19 protein-coding genes and 1 pseudogene are annotated in these 19,231 nt (G+C 69.0%); 12 read left to right on the plus strand and 8 right to left on the minus strand.

Features of this window, described 5'->3' with window-relative positions; genetic code table 11:
• The first annotated feature begins 112 nt into the window (after positions 1-112).
• From AC07VM_RS02405 to AC07VM_RS02420, 4 genes and pseudogenes are all read left to right on the plus strand, one after another.
• A complete protein-coding gene (locus AC07VM_RS02405) occupies positions 113-892 on the plus strand; it encodes a hypothetical protein (protein ID WP_494909858.1) in 780 nt (259 codons plus the stop codon).
• Positions 893-926: 34 nt separating this feature from the next.
• The gene (locus tag AC07VM_RS02410; protein ID WP_494909859.1) at positions 927-2,033 is read left to right on the plus strand and encodes a peptidoglycan-binding protein; all 1,107 of its coding nucleotides are present in this window, start codon (positions 927-929) and stop codon (positions 2,031-2,033) included.
• A gap of 4 nt (positions 2,034-2,037) precedes the next feature.
• Positions 2,038-2,493, plus strand: a pseudogene (locus tag AC07VM_RS02415) (ABC transporter ATP-binding protein); the annotation flags it as partial.
• A gap of 49 nt (positions 2,494-2,542) precedes the next feature.
• Positions 2,543-3,931 (plus strand): ABC transporter permease, encoded by a 1,389-nt coding sequence (locus AC07VM_RS02420; RefSeq protein ID WP_494910743.1) that lies wholly within the window; start codon positions 2,543-2,545, stop codon positions 3,929-3,931.
• A gap of 108 nt (positions 3,932-4,039) precedes the next feature.
• On the opposite strand, the gene AC07VM_RS02425 is transcribed toward AC07VM_RS02420, so the two are convergent.
• Positions 4,040-4,789 carry a phosphoglyceromutase gene (locus AC07VM_RS02425; RefSeq protein WP_267415512.1) on the minus strand — a complete coding sequence of 250 codons (750 nt, stop codon included), beginning with the start codon at positions 4,787-4,789 and terminating at the stop codon, positions 4,040-4,042.
• A 58-nt stretch (positions 4,790-4,847) separates the two neighbouring features.
• Here AC07VM_RS02425 and AC07VM_RS02430 point away from each other — a divergent pair, with 58 nt between their 5' ends.
• Complete coding sequence (locus AC07VM_RS02430) at positions 4,848-5,675, plus strand: class I SAM-dependent methyltransferase (RefSeq protein ID WP_494909860.1); 828 nt, start codon at positions 4,848-4,850, stop codon at positions 5,673-5,675.
• Positions 5,676-5,678: 3 nt separating this feature from the next.
• Here the strand turns inward: AC07VM_RS02430 and ygfZ are convergent, their stop codons facing one another.
• The 3 genes from ygfZ to AC07VM_RS02445 all read right to left on the minus strand — a co-directional run bounded on the left by ygfZ (position 5,679) and on the right by AC07VM_RS02445 (position 7,864).
• Entirely contained in the window at positions 5,679-6,809 is a 1,131-nt protein-coding gene (gene ygfZ, locus AC07VM_RS02435) for a CAF17-like 4Fe-4S cluster assembly/insertion protein YgfZ (RefSeq protein ID WP_494909861.1), read from the minus strand.
• A 1-nt stretch (position 6,810) separates the two neighbouring features.
• Entirely contained in the window at positions 6,811-7,413 is a 603-nt protein-coding gene (locus AC07VM_RS02440) for a heme-binding beta-barrel domain-containing protein (protein WP_267415516.1), read from the minus strand.
• 160 nt (positions 7,414-7,573) lie between these two features.
• Entirely contained in the window at positions 7,574-7,864 is a 291-nt protein-coding gene (locus AC07VM_RS02445; RefSeq protein WP_267415517.1) for a hypothetical protein, read from the minus strand.
• A 72-nt stretch (positions 7,865-7,936) separates the two neighbouring features.
• Here AC07VM_RS02445 and AC07VM_RS02450 point away from each other — a divergent pair, with 72 nt between their 5' ends.
• The 7 genes from AC07VM_RS02450 (at position 7,937) to pstB (ending at position 16,037) form a co-directional block, all read left to right on the plus strand.
• Positions 7,937-8,620 carry a winged helix-turn-helix transcriptional regulator gene (locus AC07VM_RS02450; protein WP_267415518.1) on the plus strand — a complete coding sequence of 228 codons (684 nt, stop codon included), beginning with the start codon at positions 7,937-7,939 and terminating at the stop codon, positions 8,618-8,620.
• Between the two features lie 51 nt (positions 8,621-8,671).
• Complete coding sequence (locus AC07VM_RS02455) at positions 8,672-10,837, plus strand: RNA degradosome polyphosphate kinase (protein ID WP_267415519.1); 2,166 nt, start codon at positions 8,672-8,674, stop codon at positions 10,835-10,837.
• A complete protein-coding gene (locus AC07VM_RS02460) occupies positions 10,834-11,823 on the plus strand; it encodes an NUDIX hydrolase (protein ID WP_494909863.1) in 990 nt (329 codons plus the stop codon). Before AC07VM_RS02455 ends, AC07VM_RS02460 begins: the two co-directional genes overlap by 4 nt.
• 151 nt (positions 11,824-11,974) lie before the next feature.
• A complete protein-coding gene (gene pstS, locus AC07VM_RS02465) occupies positions 11,975-13,081 on the plus strand; it encodes a phosphate ABC transporter substrate-binding protein PstS (RefSeq protein ID WP_267415521.1) in 1,107 nt (368 codons plus the stop codon).
• Positions 13,082-13,173: 92 nt separating this feature from the next.
• Entirely contained in the window at positions 13,174-14,124 is a 951-nt protein-coding gene (pstC, locus tag AC07VM_RS02470; protein WP_267415522.1) for a phosphate ABC transporter permease subunit PstC, read from the plus strand.
• Between the two features lies 1 nt (position 14,125).
• Positions 14,126-15,229, plus strand: coding sequence for a phosphate ABC transporter permease PstA (pstA, locus tag AC07VM_RS02475; RefSeq protein ID WP_267415523.1), 1,104 nt, complete (start codon positions 14,126-14,128; stop codon positions 15,227-15,229).
• A gap of 28 nt (positions 15,230-15,257) precedes the next feature.
• A complete protein-coding gene (gene pstB / locus AC07VM_RS02480) occupies positions 15,258-16,037 on the plus strand; it encodes a phosphate ABC transporter ATP-binding protein PstB (RefSeq protein ID WP_267415524.1) in 780 nt (259 codons plus the stop codon).
• Between the two features lie 76 nt (positions 16,038-16,113).
• On the opposite strand, the gene AC07VM_RS02485 is transcribed toward pstB, so the two are convergent.
• The 4 genes from AC07VM_RS02485 to sigK form a co-directional block, all read right to left on the minus strand.
• Positions 16,114-16,998, minus strand: a complete 885-nt coding sequence (locus AC07VM_RS02485) for an aminodeoxychorismate lyase (RefSeq protein WP_494909865.1) — start codon at positions 16,996-16,998, stop codon at positions 16,114-16,116.
• A 174-nt stretch (positions 16,999-17,172) separates the two neighbouring features.
• A complete protein-coding gene (locus AC07VM_RS02490) occupies positions 17,173-17,802 on the minus strand; it encodes a DNA-directed RNA polymerase subunit beta (protein WP_267415526.1) in 630 nt (209 codons plus the stop codon).
• 29 nt (positions 17,803-17,831) lie between these two features.
• The gene (locus AC07VM_RS02495; protein ID WP_494909866.1) at positions 17,832-18,623 is read right to left on the minus strand and encodes an anti-sigma factor; all 792 of its coding nucleotides are present in this window, start codon (positions 18,621-18,623) and stop codon (positions 17,832-17,834) included.
• Positions 18,620-19,219: an ECF RNA polymerase sigma factor SigK gene (gene sigK / locus AC07VM_RS02500; RefSeq protein WP_267415528.1), complete on the minus strand. Its 600-nt coding sequence runs from the start codon at positions 19,217-19,219 to the stop codon at positions 18,620-18,622. The genes AC07VM_RS02495 and sigK overlap by 4 nt, the downstream gene beginning before the upstream one ends.
• Positions 19,220-19,231: the final 12 nt, after the last annotated feature.

Genomic DNA, 19,231 nt, shown 5'->3' on the forward strand with positions numbered 1-19,231 from the left:
CGAATCGCTCACTGACGCCGACAGCTCGTGGCCGGCCACTCCCGGGCCCGCCCCGTCATCCCTCGACGCAAGCGATGGGGACGTCGGTCCGCAGCCCAATCGCGAGCTCTGGGTGCTGCCACTCGATGAGTATGCGGAAGCTGACGGCAGGATCGACAACTATGCCGAACAGCTGTTGGTCCGGCCGTGCCTGGCAAGGGCTGGATACGAATGGCCTGTGCCCTGGCAGGACATGAGTGAACCACTCCCTGAGACCATGAGCACAAGCGGGCGAAAGCTCTTCGATGAACGGCTCGCCCGAGAGTGGGGATACCGGAATGCGTTTCGCGACAGTGCAAGCGCACGCACGTGGGCCGCGTTCCAATCGCAGACGAGCACGCTGAACCGAGACGCTGACTTCAACGCCGCGATGTCCGCCTGTATAGCCACCGTCCGCGAGGACCGGCCTCTCCTCCTGGACGAGCAGTACTTCGCTCATGGTCTCGTCGTCCGTGCGGCCCAAGAGGCTGCGACCACCCCGGATGTGGTGGCCGCGGCTGCGGATTGGCGTGAGTGCATGCTCCCGCTGGGAATTCCGTCTCTTCCCGACTCGCCCCAGGAGATGCCCACGCCACAACTCAGCGACCAGTTCGGCTTGCCGCAGGGGATCGACCAGACGTCCGCGGAAGAAGGCTCGAAGCCGACCGCTGAGGAAGTCACCGTCGCCGTCGCCGACGCCACGTGCATGGAGTCCAGCGGCTACTCAGAGGCGCTGTACGACGCGGAGTGGGCACTCCAGGAAGAGCTGATCTCGGAGAATCGTGCCACTCTGGACCGCAACCGAGCCACCTTGGAAGCGCGGCACCGCGAGACCCTCAGCCTGATCGCCGAGAATGCGCCTCCCGCTCCTTGAACGGCGGGCGGGTACGCGATTCCGCTACGGGGCCGTGACGATCGCGATCGCCAGTCTCATCCTCCTGAGCGGCGCGGCATGGTTGCTGGCATCAGCGTTTCAATCCCCCCAGCAACGCGAGGCAGATGCCGCTCCCCCGGACTCGAAGCCCATCTTCGGCACAGTTGAGCAAGGGTCGCTCTCGGATGACATCGTCCTCCAGGGAACCGTCGCCTCGTCGAGCGAGCATCCGCTGACCCTTCCCGCGGATGCGCGAGCGCCTCGATCCGTCATCACCGGCGCTCCCGTCGCCGTCGGCGGAGAGAAGAGTTCCGGCGAGCTGCTGACGGAGGTGAACGGACGACCCGTGTTCGTCGCCGAGTCGCCATTCGAGTTCTACCGTGACATGGCGTTCGGAGACGTCGGCCCGGATGTGCGTCAGCTGCAGATCGCTCTCGTCGATGCCGGCCACCTGGGATATGCGGATGGCAGGTTCGGTCCACAGACAGCCCGAGCAGTCGCCGAGCTCTACACCGAGGCCGGCTATTCGGTCCCGAGGCGCATACGCCCGGCAGCCGATGCGGAGGGGGCGGCCGCGCCGATCTCCGATCCGTACATGCCGATCGCCGAGCTGGCAGCGATCACGGACTCTCCCGCGCTCGTCATCGATGGCATCGACGTGGGCGAGCGGGTCGGCGACCCGGAAGCCGCTGACCTTGTACTCGGCTCGACCTCTGTCCTCGTGAGAATCGAGATCGCCGGGTCACCGCCGGAGGGCGTGGCTGACGGCGCGCCGGCCACTATCAGGCTCGACGGTTCAGAACTGCCGGGCGCCATAGGGAAAGTGTCTTCCTCGACCGTCGACGGAGCGGAGATGACGACGACGACGGCGACCTTCAGCGAACGTCAGCCTCAGGTCGCACGTGGGTCCGACGCAACAGTCGTCGTGACCAGATCCGTGGTTGCGGATGACGCGCTGCTCCTCCCTGTGAGCGCCGTCGTCGACCGTGGAGATGGCAAAGGCGTGGTGGTCAAACGACAGGCCGACGGAACGCTGATCGAAGTGCCCGTGCGGATCATCGGCTCATTGCGGGGCATCGTCGCCGTGCAGGCGACAGGCTCGGTCGAGCTGAGTGCTGATGATCGGGTGCGGGTCGGCTGAGCGCATGTCGTCGATCGAGCTGAAGAACGTGAGCCGCGTGTACCGCCCGAAGGGGGCTCCCGCCGTCCACGCGCTGCGCGGAGTCGACGTCCGTATCGATCAGGGCGAGTTCGTGGCCATAGTCGGTCCCTCCGGCGGCGGCAAGTCAACCCTGCTGAACATCATCGGGCTTCTGGATGCCCCGTCCGAGGGGCTGTACCTCCTCGATGGTGAACCTGTGCTCTTCACCGATCACGCTGCGCTGGCGGCACATCGTGCCAAGGAGTTCGGCTTCATCTTCCAGGCGTTCCATCTGCTCGACCTCCGCTCCGTCCTTGACAACGTCGAGCTCGCGCTCATGTATCGAGGGGTGCCGCTGTCCGCTCGACGCGGAATCGCCCGGGCAGCGCTCTCATCCTCGAACATCGCCGAGCGCGCAACCGAAGTGGCCCGCAGTCTGTCGGGTGGCCAGCGGCAGCGCGTGGCGATCGCGCGTGCGATCGCCACTTCAGCACCCGTCATCCTCGCCGATGAACCGACCGGAAACCTGGACCAGGAGAATTCTCGGCTGGTCATTGACGAGTTGCAGCAACTGCACCAGCGGGGGGGCGACGGTCATCGTCGTGACCCACGATCAATCGGTCGCGGCCGTCGCAGACCGGCGGATCACCGTATCGGATGGGACCGTCGACTGCGGTCAGACGAGCGAACCCGGACACGCGCCGTCTGTGGACTGCCACGCTGGACGCGTCCGTCCAGGATCTCCCGCGCGGATCACGGCCTTCGATGTCCTGCGCGATGCGTGGGCCTCGATCATCTCCCGTCCGGTTCAAACGATCGGGCTGCTTCTCGCCGTCGCGTTGGGAGTGGCTCTAGCCCTGACGACGCTCGGAATATCCTCCTCGTCCAGAGCACAGGTCTCGGCCACCTTCGATGCCCAGCTGAACAGGGAGGTCACCGCGTCATGGGACTCGTCCTCGGACGGAGCACCGCCCGAGGACGAGGTCGAGGGGATAGTCTCCGACGTCGCCGGAGTACAGGCGGCCATGGCCATCGCGGACCTCCCGCCGACGGGGATCACCACCTACGCCGAGGGCAGGACGATCCAGCCGCACATCATCTGGGGCGACGTCGAGCGCGCCGGTGCCATCACCATCGCGTACGCCGCCGGCCGCGGCCCCGGTCGATGGGCACACGACGAGATCGTGCTCGGGCGCGCGCTCGCGGACCAGCTCCAGATCGGGCCACTGGACGCAGGCCCGGTCGTCCGCCTCGACGACGAGTCCTACCGTGTGATCGGGCTCATCGAGGATTCCCGTCGTCTGCCACTCCTCGTGGGAGAAGCGCTCCTCTCCGCTGACGCCGGCTACGACCCCGTCGACGGTCACGAAGTGTCCGCGCTGCTTCTCACGCAGCCCGGCGCGGCCCAGCGCGTCGCCGAGCAGGCCCCGGTCGCCTTGAATCCGTTTCAGCCCGATCACGTACGCATCAGTGCACCGACAGACCCGACGGAGCTGCGCAGTCAGATCGAACAGGGCGTCGAGGTCACGCTGCTCGCCTTCACCGTGCTGTCGGTCCTCATCGCGATCGCTGCCTTGTCGAATGCCACGACCCTCAGCGTCAACACCCGCCGCAGCGAGGTGGGGCTGCGCAAAGCACTCGGTGCCAGAAATCGAGACATCGGGCTGCTCATCTCCGTCGAAGCGGCATGTGTCGGGGTGCTGGGCGGGGTGGCTGGATTCTTCGTCGGGCTGATAGCCCTCCTCACCATCACCATCAGCCAGCGATGGGCTCCGGTGTTCGACATGCGTCTCGCCCCCGTCGCGATACTCATCGGCCTGGCCACCGGAATCCTCGGGAGCATCGTCGCAGCGAATCGAGCGGCACGCATCGAACCCGCGGAATCGCTCAGATCCTAGAACGCTCGGGCACGTCTGAGTCGCACGCGAGATCCGCTTTCACGCCGAAACCCCCTACTGCAGATGTCTGCAGCAGGGGGTTTCGGCGTGTGCCCGGGGTGTCGGGCCTTACTTCTTGCCCTGGGCCGCGACGGCGGCGGCACCGGCGGCGGCGGCCTCGGGGTCGAGGTAGCGGCCCGGTCCGGTGGGGACGTTGTTCTCGTCGAGCTCGTAGACGAGCGGGATGCCGGTCGGGATGTTCAGCTCGGCGATGTCGTCGTCGCTGATGCCCTCGAGGTGCTTCACGAGTCCGCGCAGCGAGTTGCCGTGCGCCGTGACGAGCACCGTCTTGCCGGCCTCGAGGTCGGGAACGATCGCACTCTCCCAATACGGCAGCAGACGGTCGATGACGAGCTTGAGCGACTCGGTGCGTGGCACCTCGCCGTCGATGCCCGCGTAGCGGACGTCATTGACCTGGCTGAACTCGCTCTCGTCGTCGAGCACGGGCGGCGGCACGTCGAACGAGCGGCGCCACAGCTGGAACTGCTCAGGACCGAACTCCTCGAGCGTCTGCGCCTTGTCCTTGCCCTGGAGCGCACCGTAGTGACGCTCGTTGAGGCGCCAGGAGCGGGTCACGGGGATCCACAGGCGGTCGGCGGCGTCGAGCGCGATGTTCGCTGTCTGGATCGCACGGCTCAGCAGCGAGGTGTGCAGCACATCGGGCAGGATGCCGGACTCGGCGAGCAGCTCGCCGCCGCGGCGGGCCTCCTTCTCGCCCTGCTCGTTGAGGCGGACGTCCACCCAGCCGGTGAAGAGGTTCAGTTCGTTCCACTCGCTTCGGCCGTGGCGGAGCAGGATGAGGGTACGCGTCGCAGTCATGGGGCCAGTTTATCCGCGCGCGGCCGGGAGCCGAGTCGGATCCTGGGAGGATGGAGACATGGCGTCATCTCCCCTCGGTCGGCCGACCCGCGGCACCACGGGGACGAACCGGCTACGGCGCAACGACCGCTGGATCGCGGCGAGCGACGCGCTGCGCCGCGCATCCGATCCGCTGGTCGTCGACCTCGGCTACGGCGCGAGCGGCGTCACGGCGTTCGAGCTCGCCACGCGCCTGGTCCGCGTGCGCGACGACGTCGAGGTGCGCGGACTCGAGATCGACCCCGCCCGTGTGGCGACGGCCGACGCGCAGCTGGGCGAGGTGCGCGCGGGACGCACGCCCTTCGCCCGCGACCTGCCCGTGTCCTTCGCCCGCGGCGGCTTCGAGGTGCCGCTGCCCGATGGGCGCAGGGCCGCAGTGATCCGCGCCATGAACGTGTTGCGTCAGTACGACGAGCGGGACGTGCCCGACGCCTGGTCCCGGATGGCCTCGCGCCTCGCTCCCGGAGGGCTGCTGTTCGAGGGCACCTGCGACGAGATCGGTCGCGTCTCGAGCTGGATCGACGTCGACGCGCAGGCGGCGCCGCTGCGCTTCACGATCTCCCTCCGACTCGCCGACCTGGAGCGGCCGAGCATCGTCGCGGAGCGTCTGCCCAAGGCGCTGATCCACCGCAACGTCCCCGGTGAGCGCATCCACGCTCTGCTCATCGAACTCGACCGCGAGTGGGATCGGGCGGCGCCGCTGTCGACGTTCGGCGCCACGCAACGCTTCCTGGCGGCTGTGACCGCGCTGCGCGATCAGGGCTGGCCGGTGCTCGGCGGGCGCACCCGCTGGCGGCTGGGCGAGCTCACGCTGCCCTGGGCCGCCGTCGCTCCCCGCTCCGACTGAGTCTCAGCTCGCGGCGCCGGCGTCGCGCGGGTCCGGCGCGGACGGGCGCCGGGACAGCCGCGTGAGACGCGGGATGTCCGCCACGGCACCGGCGTCAGCCGGCACGATGACCTGCTGGGACGCCGCGATGTCGATGCCGTCGGCACGCACCACGAGGTCGCCGACGGGTGCACGGCGCGAGAGGATGGCGAGCGCGATCGGACCGTCTTCGTGATGACGCGCCACCGAGGTGACGTGACCGATCTCGTCGTCGCCCGCGAACACCGGCGCGCCGACCTCGGGGAGGACCGCATCGCTGCCGTCGAGGTGGAGGGCGGCGAGACGACGCGGCGGGTGCCCGAGGTTGTGCACCTTGGCGACCGTCTCCTGCCCGCGGTAGCAGCCCTTGTTCAGATGCACGGCGCTGCGGATCCAGTCGGACTCGTGCGGCAGCGAGCGGTCATCGACCTCGGTCGCCCAGCGCGGGCGCCAGGCCGCGACGCGCAGCGCCTCGGCGGCGAGGAGACCCGCGAGCGCATCGCGGTCGAGCGTCGTGACGAGCGCATCCGCTCCCTCGTCCGTCAGGATCGCGATCCGCCAGGCGAAGTCGGCGGCGGGATGCTCGGCGACCTCGGCGTACTGGTGTCCTCCGGCGCTGATCCGCTGCCAGGGGTCGGCCCAGACGAGGGGCATCCCCTGGGGCGCGAATGCCGCGGCGGCTGCGGCCGATGCGACGGCTCCACCGTCGATGTAGCCGACCAGCGCCAGGTCGGACCGGAGCTCGACCGTGGCCTGGGTGCGGAACTTCATGCGGGTCAGCCACCCGGCGAGCGCCTCGGCGTCACCGGCATCGGCGATGAGCCAGGTCGACGCACCGTCGTCCAGGACACCGGCCGCGTGCTCGACGCGGCCCTGCGGGTCGAGCACCAGAAGCTCGGTGCTCTCCCCCGGCGCGAGACGGCCGACCGACTGCGAGGTGATCGAGTCGAGCCAGCTCAGCCGCTCCGGTCCGGCGACCTCGATCACGGTGCGGTCGCCGAGGGGAACGAGAGCCGCGCCGTCGGCGAGACGCCGCTGCTCGCGGAAGGCATCGCCGAAATGCGCGATCAGGTCGCCGTCCGCGACGGCGCCGTCGATCTGGCGGAAGCCGCGCATGTCAGACCTTCGCCAGGCGAGCCGACGCGTGCGAGCGCAGCGGGGTGCCGAGCGCGGCGATGTCCCATGCCCACAGCAGGTGACCGTCGACGAGGCCGTACATGCGCGACGACGCCGTGTGCACCTTCGCACCCGCACTGCGCACGACCGCATCCGACGCGATGTCGATGCGGGGACCGTTGATCTCGCCGATGTAGAGCTCGAGCGCGCCGTCGGCGTGGGCGACCGACACCTCGATCGGGAAGCCGCCGCTCGGTGCGCGCAACTCTTCGACGTCGTCGACGGTGCGGGTGACCGCGGGCGCCGTCGGCGGAAGCAGCGCGGGACCGGCATCCGCCTCGGTCGCCGGACGGGCGAGGCGCCAGAAGCCGGTCTCGGCGAGCAGCGCTGCCGCCGGGGCTCCGTCTTCGGTCAGGAAGGTCGCCGTGCCCGAGTAGTTGAGGAACGGGCCGCCGTCATGACTGAAGCTGACCCGATGGGTGAACTCGCCCTGCAGGCGCTCCTCACCGACGGGATAGTCGATGACGCCGGTGCCCTCCCACACGCCGATCAGCCACGAGAGCGGGGCGAGATCGGCCGGGAGGTCGGTGGGCAGCTCGATCACGATCGCGTCAGCGCTGGCCGCGGAAGAGGTTGCGCAGCACCACTGCCGAGACGAAGACGATAGCGAGGCTCGCGAGGCCCAGCAGGCCGATGAAGAAGATTTCGAGCGCCATGATGTCCATGTGCTCCACCTTACCGCGCCACGCCCGGGGTGAGGAGAGTCAGGAGGGGATCAGGGCCGCGAGGCCGAATCCGACCGAGATGAGCCCCATCAGCAGCAGGGCGCCGGTGACGCTGCTCGCCACCCGGAAGATGAATCCCTGCGTGCGGCCGTACCAGAGCTGCACCGCGAACGACAGCAGCACGACGCCGCCGAAGCCCACGAGCATCCAGGGGACGCGCCACTCCTCCGGGACGAAGATGCCGATCGCGACGGTCGCGACGAACGCCGTCGCCCACACGACGACCACACCGACGGATGCGTTGCGCGGTGCGAGTGCTGGTTCCGTCATGACACCATTGTTGCGCATCCGCTCCCGGTATCATGGCGGCACGACGTCGATCCGCGTCGGTGAGGAGTGCGCGTGGCCCTGGTCCTGGTTCTGACCAACGCTCCGCTCTCGGAGCAGGTCCTACCCGCCCTGGAGCTGTTGAGCCATCGTGCGCGCCAGATCCCGGCCGAGCCGTCGCAGCTCGTGAACGCCCCGGAGTACGACGTCGTGATCGTCGACGGCCGTCACGATCTGGTCGCCGCGAAGTCCCTCTGCCGTCTGCTGCGGGCCACCGGTCAGGACGCGCCGCTGCTGCTGGTGGTCACGGAGGGCGGCATGAGCGCCCTCTCCGGCGACTGGGGCATCGACGACGTGCTGCTCGTCACGGCGGGCCCCGCCGAGATCGACGCCCGCCTCCGTCTCGCGCTGGCCAGGCGCGACGAGGTCGCCGAGCCCGCGCGCGTGCAGGCGTCCGGCGTCACGATCGACGAGCAGTCCTACTCCGCGAAGCTCCGCGGCAGACCGCTGGACCTCACCTACAAGGAGTTCCAGCTGCTGCACTTCCTGGCCACCCACCCGTCCCGAGTGTTCACCCGCGAGCAGCTGCTCAGCGAGGTCTGGGGCTACGACTACTTCGGCGGCACCCGCACGGTCGACGTGCACGTGCGACGGCTCCGGGCGAAGCTCGGCGACCAGGAGCAGATCATCGGCACGGTGCGCAACGTCGGCTATCGGTTCAACGTCAACGAGGACGACAGCCTCGTCGCGGCCGGCTGAGGAACGACTCCGTTCACACGCGCGTCACCTCTCGGTGCTTAGATGTACCCCATGATCGATCCCGCACTCGCCGACGCCGGCCTCGGTGACGCCGAAGACGACGACTTCGACGCCATCGAGTCGCCCGACTCCCAGCTCCCGGACCACCGCTACCTGGATCGGGAGCTGAGCTGGCTCGCGTTCAACCAGCGCGTGCTCGAGCTCGCCGAGGATCCGTCGCTGCCCGAGCTCGAACGGGCGAACTTCCTGGCGATCTTCGCCAGCAACCTCGACGAGTTCTTCATGGTCCGCGTCGCCGGACTCAAGCGCCGCATCATGACCGGCCTCGCCGTGCCGACGAACATCGGCCGCTCGCCCGTCGACGCACTGGCCGACATCTCCCGCGAGGCCCACGCCCTGCAGCTGCGTCACGCGGAGGCCTGGACCTCGCTCGTGCGCCCGGCCCTGGCCGACTCCGGCATCGAGATCACCGATTGGTCCGAGCTGACCGACGACGAGCGCTCCGCGCTGTCCGAGTACTTCCAGCTCCAGGTCTTCCCGGTGCTGATGCCGCTCGCCGTGGACCCGGCCCATCCGTTCCCGTACATCTCCGGTCTGTCGCTGAACCTCGCGATCCGCATCCGCAACGCCCGCACGGGTCGCCAGGAGTTCGCGCGCCTCAAGGTGCCGCCCATGCTCCCCCGTTTCGTGGAGGTGCCCGGTGGCGGCGAGATCAAGCGCTTCCTGCGCCTGGAGGAGCTGATCGCCAACCACCTCGGCGACCTGTTCCCGGGCATGGAGGTGCTCGACCACCACGCCTTCCGCCTCACCCGCAATGAGGACGTGGAGATCGAGGAGGACGAGAGCGAGAACCTCATCCAGGCGCTGGAGGCGGAGCTGCTGCGCCGCCGCTTCGGCCCGCCGATCCGTCTCGAGATCACGGACGACATGGACGAGGTCACGATGGACCTGCTGGTCCGGGAGCTCGACATCACCGACCTGGAGGTCTACCGCCTCCCCGGCCCGCTCGACCTGCGCGGGCTGTTCGACCTCTCCCGCATCGACCGTCCGGATCTGCGCTACCCGCCGCACCTCCCCACCACGGCCGTGGCCTTCCAGCCTGCGGGCTCGAGCAACCGCGCCGACATCTTCAAGGCGATCCGCAAGTCCGACGTCCTCGTGCACCACCCGTACGAGTCGTTCACGACCAGCGTGCAGGCATTCCTCGAACAGGCGGCCCGCGACCCGCACGTGCTCGCCATCAAGCAGACCCTGTACCGCACCTCGGGCGACAGCCCCGTCGTGCAGGCGCTGATCGACGCGGCGGAGGCGGGGAAGCAGGTGCTCGCGCTGGTCGAGGTGAAGGCCCGGTTCGACGAGGCCAACAACATCGTCTGGGCCCGCAAGCTCGAGAAGGCCGGCGTGCACGTCGTGTACGGCCTCGTCGGCCTGAAGACGCACTGCAAGCTCGCCCTCGTGATCCGCGAGGAAGAGGGGACGCTGCGCCACTACTCGCACGTCGGCACCGGAAACTACAACCCGAAGACCAGTCGCATCTACGAGGACTTCGGACTGTTCACCGCCGACGCGCAGGTCGGCAAGGACCTCACGCGGCTCTTCAACGAGCTCAGCGGCTACGCGATCGAGAAGAAGTTCAAGCGCCTCCTCGTGGCTCCGCTCCACCTGCGGAAGGGGCTCGTCCGCCAGATCGACGCCGAGCGCCGGAACGCCGAGGCCGGGATCCCCGCGCACATCCGCATCAAGGTGAACTCGATGGTCGACGAGGAGATCATCGACGCGCTCTACCGTGCGAGCGCCGCCGGGGTGAAGGTCGACGTCTGGGTGCGCGGCATCTGCAGCCTGCGCACCGACCTCGAGGGCATCAGCGACAACATCACGGTGCGCAGCATTCTCGGCCGCTACCTCGAGCACTCGCGGATCTTCACGTTCGAGAACGCCGGAGACCCGCAGGTGTACATCGGCAGCGCCGACATGATGCACCGCAACCTCGACCGTCGCGTGGAGGCGCTGGTGCGGGTCACCGACCCCGCCCACCTCAAGGAGCTGCAGGCGTTCTTCGACCTCGCGATGGACGACGGGACCTCGTCCTGGCATCTCGGCGCCGGCGGCGTCTGGGAGCGCCACGCCGTGAGCGCCGACGGCAAGCCGCTGATCGACCTGCAGGATAAGACCATGGGGTTGATCCAGCGGCGACGTCGCGCACGGGCGGTTCGATGACCGGGCGGCAGCTGCAGCTCCCGCCCGACACGGCCACGCGGCCGAAGTGGGCGGACAAGGCCGTGTACGCGGCCGGGGCCGTGGTGTGGCGCATCGTCGAGGGTAAGCTGCGGATCCTGCTGATCCACCGCACCAAGTACCGCGACATCACGCTGCCCAAGGGCAAGGTCGACCCGGGCGAGATGCTCGCCGAGACCGCCGTGCGCGAGGTACACGAGGAGACCGGCATCCGCGTCTCGCTCGGCGTGCCGGTCGGCGTCAGCAGGTATTACCTCGCCTCCCAGAAGCAGAAGGTGGTCCACTACTGGGCCGCGGAGGCGACCGATGACGCGATCCGCGAATCGACCTTCGTGCCGAATCGGGAGATCGCGGCACTGGAGTGGGTCAGCGTCAAGAAGGCTCGCTCGCGTCTCAGCTACCCCGTCGACCTGGAGATCCTCGACTTCTTCTCCAACCTCGTCGACGACGGCGTGCTCCGCACCTTCCCCGTGATCGCGCTGCGGCACGCGAAGGCCATGTCCCGCTCGGACTGGGACCTGTCGGACGCCGCACGACCGCTGACCGACCGCGGCCGCAAGCAGGCGAAATCCATCGTCGGCCCGCTGCGCGCGTTCGGCGTGCGGAAGATCGTCACCAGTGATGCCGTGCGCTGCGTCGAGACGGTCACCCCCCTCGCGAAGGCCCTCGATCGCAAACCCGTGAAGACCGAGAAGATCAGTCAGGACGCCTGGGAGGACGGCGTCGCCGACCTGCGCAGCATCGTCGGACGACGGGTCCGTGCCGGCAAGCCGGCTGTGCTGTGCAGCCACGGACCGGTGCTCCCCGCCCTGCTGTCGGAGATCGCCCTGGCCACCGGCACCGTCCACGGCTCGTATCTCGGCAGCGCCTCGGACCTGGAGCCGGCGGCATTCTCCGTCGTGCATCTGTCGGCCACGAACCCCGGCTCGGGCATCATCGCGATCGAGACACACATCCCCAAGGTCTGACGCACCCCTGATTTCTCGCGGGCGCACCCCAGAGAGTCGCCCGTCGTTCACCTGCCGTTCACCTGCTCGGGAGAGTCTCGTTAACCGTCGCCCATAGCGTCACTGTGTGCCCTGCACCGGGCCCCACCCATCCATGATCGAAGGATCCACAGTGAAGATCTCCCGAATCGCACGAATCGGCGCCATCGGCGCCGTGGCCGCTCTCGCCCTCGCCGGCTGTGCCGCGAACGAAGGCGGCACCGGTTCCACCGAGGAGCCCACCTCCAGCGCGGCAGCCGTCAGCGGCTCCCTGGTCGGCGCAGGCGCGTCCTCGCAGCAGGTCGCCATCCAGGCGTGGACCGCCGAGTTCCAGAAGACCAACCCCGACGCCCAGGTCGAGTACGACCCGCAGGGCTCGGGTGGCGGCCGCGAGTCGTTCCAGCAGGGCGCTGTGAACTTCGCCGGCTCCGACCGCGCGTTCAAGACCGACGAGATCGCCGCGGGCGGCTTCGGTGCGTGCGTCGACGGATCCGACCTCGTCGAGATCCCGGCCTACGTCTCCCCGATCGCCATCGTCTTCTCCCTGGACGGCGTGGACGAGCTGAACCTCGACCCGACGACCATCGCGTCGATCTTCGCGGGCAAGATCACCAAGTGGAACGACCCGGCGATCGCCAAGGACAACCCCGACGCCAAGCTCCCCGACCTCGCCATCACGCCGGTGCACCGCTCCGACAAGTCGGGCACCACGGGCAACTTCACCGACTACCTCGCGCAGACCGCCGGTGACGTCTGGACCGCGGGCAGCGTCGAGGAGTGGCCGGCCGACCTCGCCGGCGAGTCCGCCGAGAAGACCTCGGGCGTCGCCAACGCCGTCAAGGGCGGACAGGGCCTCATCGGCTACATCGACTCCTCGCAGGCCGCCGACTTCTCGTCGGTCAACGTCAAGGTCGGCGACAAGTTCGTCCCGCACTCCGCCGAGGGTGCCGCCGCCACGCTCGACGCCTCGAAGATCGAGGAGGGCCGCACCGCCGGCGACCTCGCCTTCGCGATCGACCGCACCACGACCGCCGACGGCGCGTACCCCGTGCTCCTCGTCAGCTACCTCATCGGCTGCACCGAGTACGAGGACGAGAACGTCGCCGCTCTGACCAAGGCGTTCTTCACCACCGCGATCAGCGCCGAGGGCCAGGACGTCGCCGCGACCAACGCCGGCAGCGCCCCGATCTCGGACGACCTGCGCACGCAGGCCCAGGCTGCGATCGACCTCATCAAGTGAGTCAGTGACGGTCTCCGGGATGCCTCGCGGCGTCCCGGAGACCGTCTGCTCGCGTCAGACACCCGATCTCCACTGAGCAGGAAGCAGCTCCCATGACAGCCACGACCTCGCCGGCGTCGACGCGCATCGTCGCGAAGAAGCGCGCCGGTGACCTCTGGTTCTCCGGCACGGCGGTCGCCGCCGGATCCATGATCATGATCACGCTGGCCGCGGTCGCGATCTTCCTCATCGTTCAGTCCATCCCCGCGTTCACGGCGACCGCCGAAGACGCCTCGCTCCTCAAGACGAACTTCTGGGACTACGTCGGCCCGCTCCTCTTCGGAACCGTGTGGGCGGCCTTCCTGGCCCTCCTCCTCGCGGTGCCGCTGTCGCTCGGCGTCGCGCTGTTCATCACGCACTACGCCCCGCGACGCCTCGCCCAGGGCCTCGGCTACATCGTCGACCTCCTGGCGGCCGTCCCCTCGGTCGTGTTCGGCCTCTGGGGCATCCTGGTCCTCGCACCCGCCGTCCAGCCGATCTACGTCTGGCTGAACACGAACGCGTCGTGGATCCCCTTCTTCGGCGGTGTCGTCTCCCCCACGGGGCGCACGATCCTCACCGCCGCCATGGTGCTCGCGGTCATGGTCGTCCCGATCATCACCGCGATCTGCCGCGAGATCTTCCTGCAGACCCCCCGCCTCCACGAAGAGGCGGCCCTCGCTCTCGGCGCCACGCGCTGGGAGATGGTGCGGATGGCCGTGCTGCCCTTCGGCCGCTCCGGCATCGTCTCCGCCTCCATGCTGGGCCTCGGCCGCGCGCTCGGTGAGACCATGGCCGTCGCCATGGTCCTCTCGGTGAGCAAGGCCGTCACGTTCGAACTGCTCACCTCCACGAACCCCTCCACGATCGCCGCGAACATCGCGCTGACGTTCCCGGAGGCGTACCAGGTCAACATCAACATCCTCATCGCGACCGGTCTGATCCTGTTCGTCGTGACGTTCGCGGTGAACGCTCTCGCACGCTGGTTCGTGAACCGCCGCAAGGAATTCTCGGGAGCGAACTGACATGACCGTTACCGCCCCCGAAACGGCTCGCACGGCGAGCGCCGCTCCCACCCAGCTGTCCCTCAGCTCCGGACACCTCCCCCGCTGGGCGCCCTGGGCGCTTCTCGGGCTGTCGCTGCTGATCGGCTTCACGCCCTTCGCGCTCGAGGCCCTCGCCAGCGGATCCGACCTCAACATCGCCGGCTCCGTGGTCCTCGGCGCCGTCATCTACCTGGTGCTCATCTACGTGATGTCGCGCATCATCGAAGGCTCGCGCAAGGCCCTCGACCGCCTCATCACCGGTATCGTCACCTCGGCCTTCGCGATCGCGATGGTGCCGCTGGTCTCCGTCGCCATCACCGTGGTCGCCAACGGCGTGGCCCGCTTCGACGGGCTCTTCTTCTCCTCCTCGATGCGCGGTGTCCTGGGCGAGGGCGGCGGTGCCCTGCACGCCATCATCGGCACGCTCCTGGTCACCCTCGCCGCCGCGATCATCTCGATCCCGATCGGCCTGATGACGGCCGTCTACCTCGTCGAGTACGGCAAGGGCGGCCGCATGGCCCGCACCATCACCTTCCTCGTCGACGTCATGACCGGCATCCCCTCCATCGTCGCGGGTCTGTTCGCGTACGCGTTGTTCGCGCTCATCTTCGGCCCGGGTGTCCGCATGGGCATCGCGGGCTCGGTGGCGCTGGCTGTGCTCATGATCCCGGTCGTGGTGCGCTCGACCGAGGAGATGCTGCGCCTCGTGCCGAACGAGCTCCGCGAGGCGTCCTACGCACTCGGCGTGCCGAAGTGGCTCACGATCGTCAAGGTGGTCCTGCCGACCTCGATCGCCGGCATCACGACGGGTGTGATGCTCGCCATCTCCCGCGTGATCGGCGAGACGGCCCCGCTGCTCCTCACGGCCGGCTTCACCGACGCGATGAACTACAACCTCTTCAGCGGCCGTATGCAGACGCTCCCGGTGTTCACGTACTCGCAGTACGCGTACCAGGGCATCCCCGCGGAGGCCTATGTCGAACGCGCGTGGGCCGCCGCCCTGACGCTCATCATCATCGTCATGCTGCTCAACCTGATCGCGCGGCTCGTCGCGAAGATCTTCGCCCCCAAGACCGGCCGCTGAGCCTCGACCCGACAAGCAAGGAACCGCAGTGTCCAAGAGCATCGAAGTCAACGACCTGAACGTCTACTACGGCGACTTCCTCGCCGTGGAGGGCGTCTCCCTCGACATCCAGCCCCGTAGCGTCACGGCCTTCATCGGCCCCTCCGGCTGCGGCAAGTCCACCTTCCTGCGCACGCTCAACCGCATGCACGAGGTCATCCCGGGCGCCCGCGTCGAGGGCGAGGTGCTGCTCGACGGCAAGGACCTCTACGGCCCCGGCATCGACCCCGTGCTCGTGCGCCGCCAGGTGGGCATGGTGTTCCAGCGCCCGAACCCGTTCCCCACGATGTCGATCAAGGAGAACGTCCTCGCCGGCGTGAAGCTCAACAACAGCCGCATGTCGAAGAGCGACCAGGAAGCCCTGGTCGAGAAGTCGCTGACCGGTGCGAACCTCTGGAACGAGGTCAAGGACCGTCTCGACAAGCCCGGCTCGGGTCTCTCCGGCGGACAGCAGCAGCGTCTGTGCATCGCCCGTGCCATCGCGGTGTCGCCGCAGGTGCTGCTGATGGACGAGCCCTGCTCGGCCCTCGACCCCATCTCGACCTACGCGATCGAGGAGCTGATCGGGGAGCTCAAGAACGAGTTCACGATCGTGATCGTCACGCACAACATGCAGCAGGCGAGCCGCGTGTCCGACAAGACCGCGTTCTTCAACATCGCCGGCACCGGCAAGCCCGGCAAGCTCATCGAGTACGACGACACCACGAGCATCTTCACCACGCCGTCCGTGCAGGCCACCGAGGACTACGTCTCCGGCCGCTTCGGATGAGCTGAGCACGACGATTCAGGGCCTGGGAACTTCGGTTTCCGGGCCCTTTTCGCCTGAGCGCCTCGGAGGTGAGGCCTCAGTCGCGCGGGGAGAGCAGGTACCGGTTCAGCTGTGCCGTGAGGGTGTGGTCGACCGGGAGGGAGTCGTCGTCGACGGCGGTGATGGCCGCGGCGAGCCGGACGCTCGACACGAGCCACGCGGCATCCGCCCGCGCCAGATCCGATGCCGGGATGCGGTCGTACCCGACCTCGAACCCCTGCTCCGCGAGGTGCTCGTACACGCTGAGCTGCGTCGTGCCGTGCAGGATGCCGCCGTTGGGCGCCGGCGTGACGAAACGGTCGCCGAAGCGCAGGATGAGCGACGCGGTCGGCGCCTCGAGCACGAAGCCGTCGCTCGACAGGAAGATCGCATCGTCCGCCCCGCGACGGTGGGCCTCGCGCAGCGCGGCCATGTTCACCGCGTAGGACAGGGTCTTGGCCCCCAGCAGCAGCCAGGGCGCCCGCTCGGCCGCTCCGAGGTCGTAGCCACGGTCCAGCGTGACCACCCGCACGCCGTTCTCCCGCACCGTGGAGAAGTCGGCAGCCGGTGCCGCCGTCACCCACGCGGTCGGGGTGGGCCCGTGCTCGACGCCGCGGCTGAGGATGAGCTTGATGACGGACTCGCCCGCACCGAGCTGGGCGGCCGCGCGGTCGACGGCCTGACGCCACTGGGTGAGGTTCGGCACCGGGAGGTCGCACAGGCGCGCCGAGTGCGCGAGCCGTTCCAGGTGCGGGACGACCTCCTGCGCATGCCCGTCGACGACGCCGATCGACTCGAACACGCCGTCACCGCGCTGGGTGCTCAGCTCGCCGACGCTGAGCGCCGGAGCCGCGGCATCGACCTGCGTGAACGTGTCGGCGTAGTCGGCGCGCTGCTCCTCGGCGGCCACCGGATCGATCATGAGTGCGAAGCGCGCGGTCATGATCCGAGCCTAGAGGGCGGGAATACCCGGCGCTGCATCGCGTTACAATTGAACGGCCGGGCCGCATAACCCCGGGCTCCATTTTTTGCCGCTGCGAGCGGCCTTCCGCCGAGAGGCGTTCTTGCGGCCCGGTCTTCTCATTCCCGGACGCGGCCACTCGCGCAGCGGGTCCGCTCAGGCCAGTGCGTCCATCCGCCAGAGCACGGCGGCCGCCGCGAGATCCTGCGCATAGCTGCTCAGCCGCAGCGCCCGCGTGGTCAGCTCGCTGGCCCGTGCGGGCTCGGTCGGCTCGTAGTCGTCGGCGGCATGGGTCGCGCCCGAGGCCTGCACCCGACAGAAGGCGGCCGCGCGGTCGAGGGCCACCGCGAAGTCTCCGCGGAAAGCGCCACGGAGGATCGTGTCGATGAGGGCGACGAGCTCGTCCGGACTCGCCGGCACCGGTGCCCCGGCGATCACGGCGTCCGCCGACGGCAGCTCGACCCGTCCGCGGTCGTACAGCAGAGCGGCCGTGCGAGGGTCGGCGTGGATCGCGAGCTGCAGCACGTACAGCCGCCACAGGGACCCCGGCAGCGTGCGGGACGGGGCCTTCGACCACAGCTCGGCGATCTCGTCGATGCCGTGCTCCGCGGTGAAGGCGACCAGCCGCTCGGCGCTCGCCCCGCTCTCGTCCGCGCGGACACGGGTCAGCAGGGCGGAGGCGGTGGCATGCGCCACCCGCGTCTCCTCGGCGGGATCGTGCGCACCGACGATGTTGTCGAAGGCGCTCGTCGGTCGTCGCACAGGGCGGTGGTGCTGCTCGGGCATCCCTCCAGGGTACGCGCGATCAGTCGTGCTCAGGCGGTGGGGATGACGATGACCGGGTCGGTCGTGGGCTGCCCCGTCGGCGAGCCCCCGGCCTGCTCGACCGTCACGGCGATCGCGTCACCGGCCTGCATGTCACCCGCGAGGAGCGCCGTGGCATCGCCGCCGTCGACGTCGAAGACGCCCGCCGAGACCGGAGCATCGCCACGCACGAACCACAGCTCGTACGTCTGCCCCTCACCCGGGTTCGGGAGGCCGTCGGCGACCAGCACGGCCTTGCCGGCGGAGGCCGACCAGTGCGCGGTCGCGGTGCCCCCGTCGTCGAGGGCGACGGTCGCCTGCTCGGCGTCTCCGGCCGACTCGATCTCCTGCAGCGCGACGACGCTCGCGGGACGGTTCAGCTGCTCGTTCAGGGTGACCGCACCGATGCCCACGCCCACCAGCACGGCGAGGCAGGCGGCGAGCGCGAAGACGGTCCGCGCCCAGCGGCGGGGCTTCGGGACGGCCTCGTTGGTCAGCTCGTCGGCCGACTCGATGGTCGGCTCATCGGCCGGCGATGTCAGCGGCGCCCCGTCATCCGTCTCCGGAACGACGGACTGCGGCGTCTCGGCGATCTGTGCGAGCAGCGCCGAGCGGAGGTATGCGGGCGGCGGGGTGGGCGCGGCGGCGTCGGCGAGGAGGCCCGCCGACGCGGCATCCGCCTCGGCGATCGACCGCCACTCGGGGTGCTCGGCGAGCGCTGCGCGGAAGCGGCGCTCGTCGTCCGCCGAGAGCGAGTGCAGCGCGGCACCTGCCGCGAGCTCTGCGAAGTCCTTCTCGTTCATGCCGTCACCCCCATCGCCGTGCGCAGACGGGTGAGCCCGTCTCGCATCCGTGTCTTTATCGTCCCCAGCGGCGCCCCCACGAGGGCCGCGATCTCGTTCTGAGAGTAACCGCCGTAGTATGCGAGGACGAGTGCTTCGCGCTGCACCTCGGGAAGCCCCGAGAGTGCATCCACGACCTTCTCGCCTTCGATGCCCAGTTCCACCTGCTCCGCGACACTGTCGTGCGCGACGCCGATGTCCTTGAACCCCGCCCGCACATCCCGGTCGGCGCTCGACTGCGATGCACGCACCCGATCGACGGCCCGACGATGAGCGATCGTCATGATCCACGCTCGTCCCTGTCCTCTGTTCGGAGCGAAGCGCGAAGCGGATTGCCAGATCTCCAGGAACACCTCCTGGAGCACCTCCTCGCTCTGTGCGCGGTTGACCAGCACCCGGAGGATGAGGCCGAACACGCGGGAGGAGAGGGTGTCGTAGAGGGCCGCGAAGGCACCCTGATCACCGGAGGCGACGCGGACGAGGAGGTCGGCGACAGCATCCTGCGTCGCGCCGTCCTCGGGAACGTCGAATCCATCGATGACCATCTCCACCAGCATGCCGTATCTCCT

Source organism: Microbacterium sp. GW821-FHT01D02, from assembly GCF_059422585.1.

Coding starts and splice junctions, on each gene's coding strand:
- sigK (WP_267415528.1), bottom strand. CDS start 19,219: ATGCTGGTGGAGATGGTCATCGATGGATTCGACGTTCCCGAGGACGGC.
- pstC (WP_267415522.1), top strand. CDS start 13,174: ATGACAGCCACGACCTCGCCGGCGTCGACGCGCATCGTCGCGAAGAAG.
- AC07VM_RS02495 (WP_494909866.1), bottom strand. CDS start 18,623: ATGAACGAGAAGGACTTCGCAGAGCTCGCGGCAGGTGCCGCGCTGCAC.
- AC07VM_RS02445 (WP_267415517.1), bottom strand. CDS start 7,864: ATGACGGAACCAGCACTCGCACCGCGCAACGCATCCGTCGGTGTGGTC.
- AC07VM_RS02455 (WP_267415519.1), top strand. CDS start 8,672: ATGATCGATCCCGCACTCGCCGACGCCGGCCTCGGTGACGCCGAAGAC.
- ygfZ (WP_494909861.1), bottom strand. CDS start 6,809: ATGCGCGGCTTCCGCCAGATCGACGGCGCCGTCGCGGACGGCGACCTG.
- AC07VM_RS02490 (WP_267415526.1), bottom strand. CDS start 17,802: ATGCCCGAGCAGCACCACCGCCCTGTGCGACGACCGACGAGCGCCTTC.
- pstA (WP_267415523.1), top strand. CDS start 14,126: ATGACCGTTACCGCCCCCGAAACGGCTCGCACGGCGAGCGCCGCTCCC.
- AC07VM_RS02420 (WP_494910743.1), top strand. CDS start 2,543: ATGAACCGACCGGAAACCTGGACCAGGAGAATTCTCGGCTGGTCATTG.
- AC07VM_RS02430 (WP_494909860.1), top strand. CDS start 4,848: ATGGCGTCATCTCCCCTCGGTCGGCCGACCCGCGGCACCACGGGGACG.
- AC07VM_RS02425 (WP_267415512.1), bottom strand. CDS start 4,789: ATGACTGCGACGCGTACCCTCATCCTGCTCCGCCACGGCCGAAGCGAG.
- AC07VM_RS02460 (WP_494909863.1), top strand. CDS start 10,834: ATGACCGGGCGGCAGCTGCAGCTCCCGCCCGACACGGCCACGCGGCCG.
- AC07VM_RS02485 (WP_494909865.1), bottom strand. CDS start 16,998: ATGACCGCGCGCTTCGCACTCATGATCGATCCGGTGGCCGCCGAGGAG.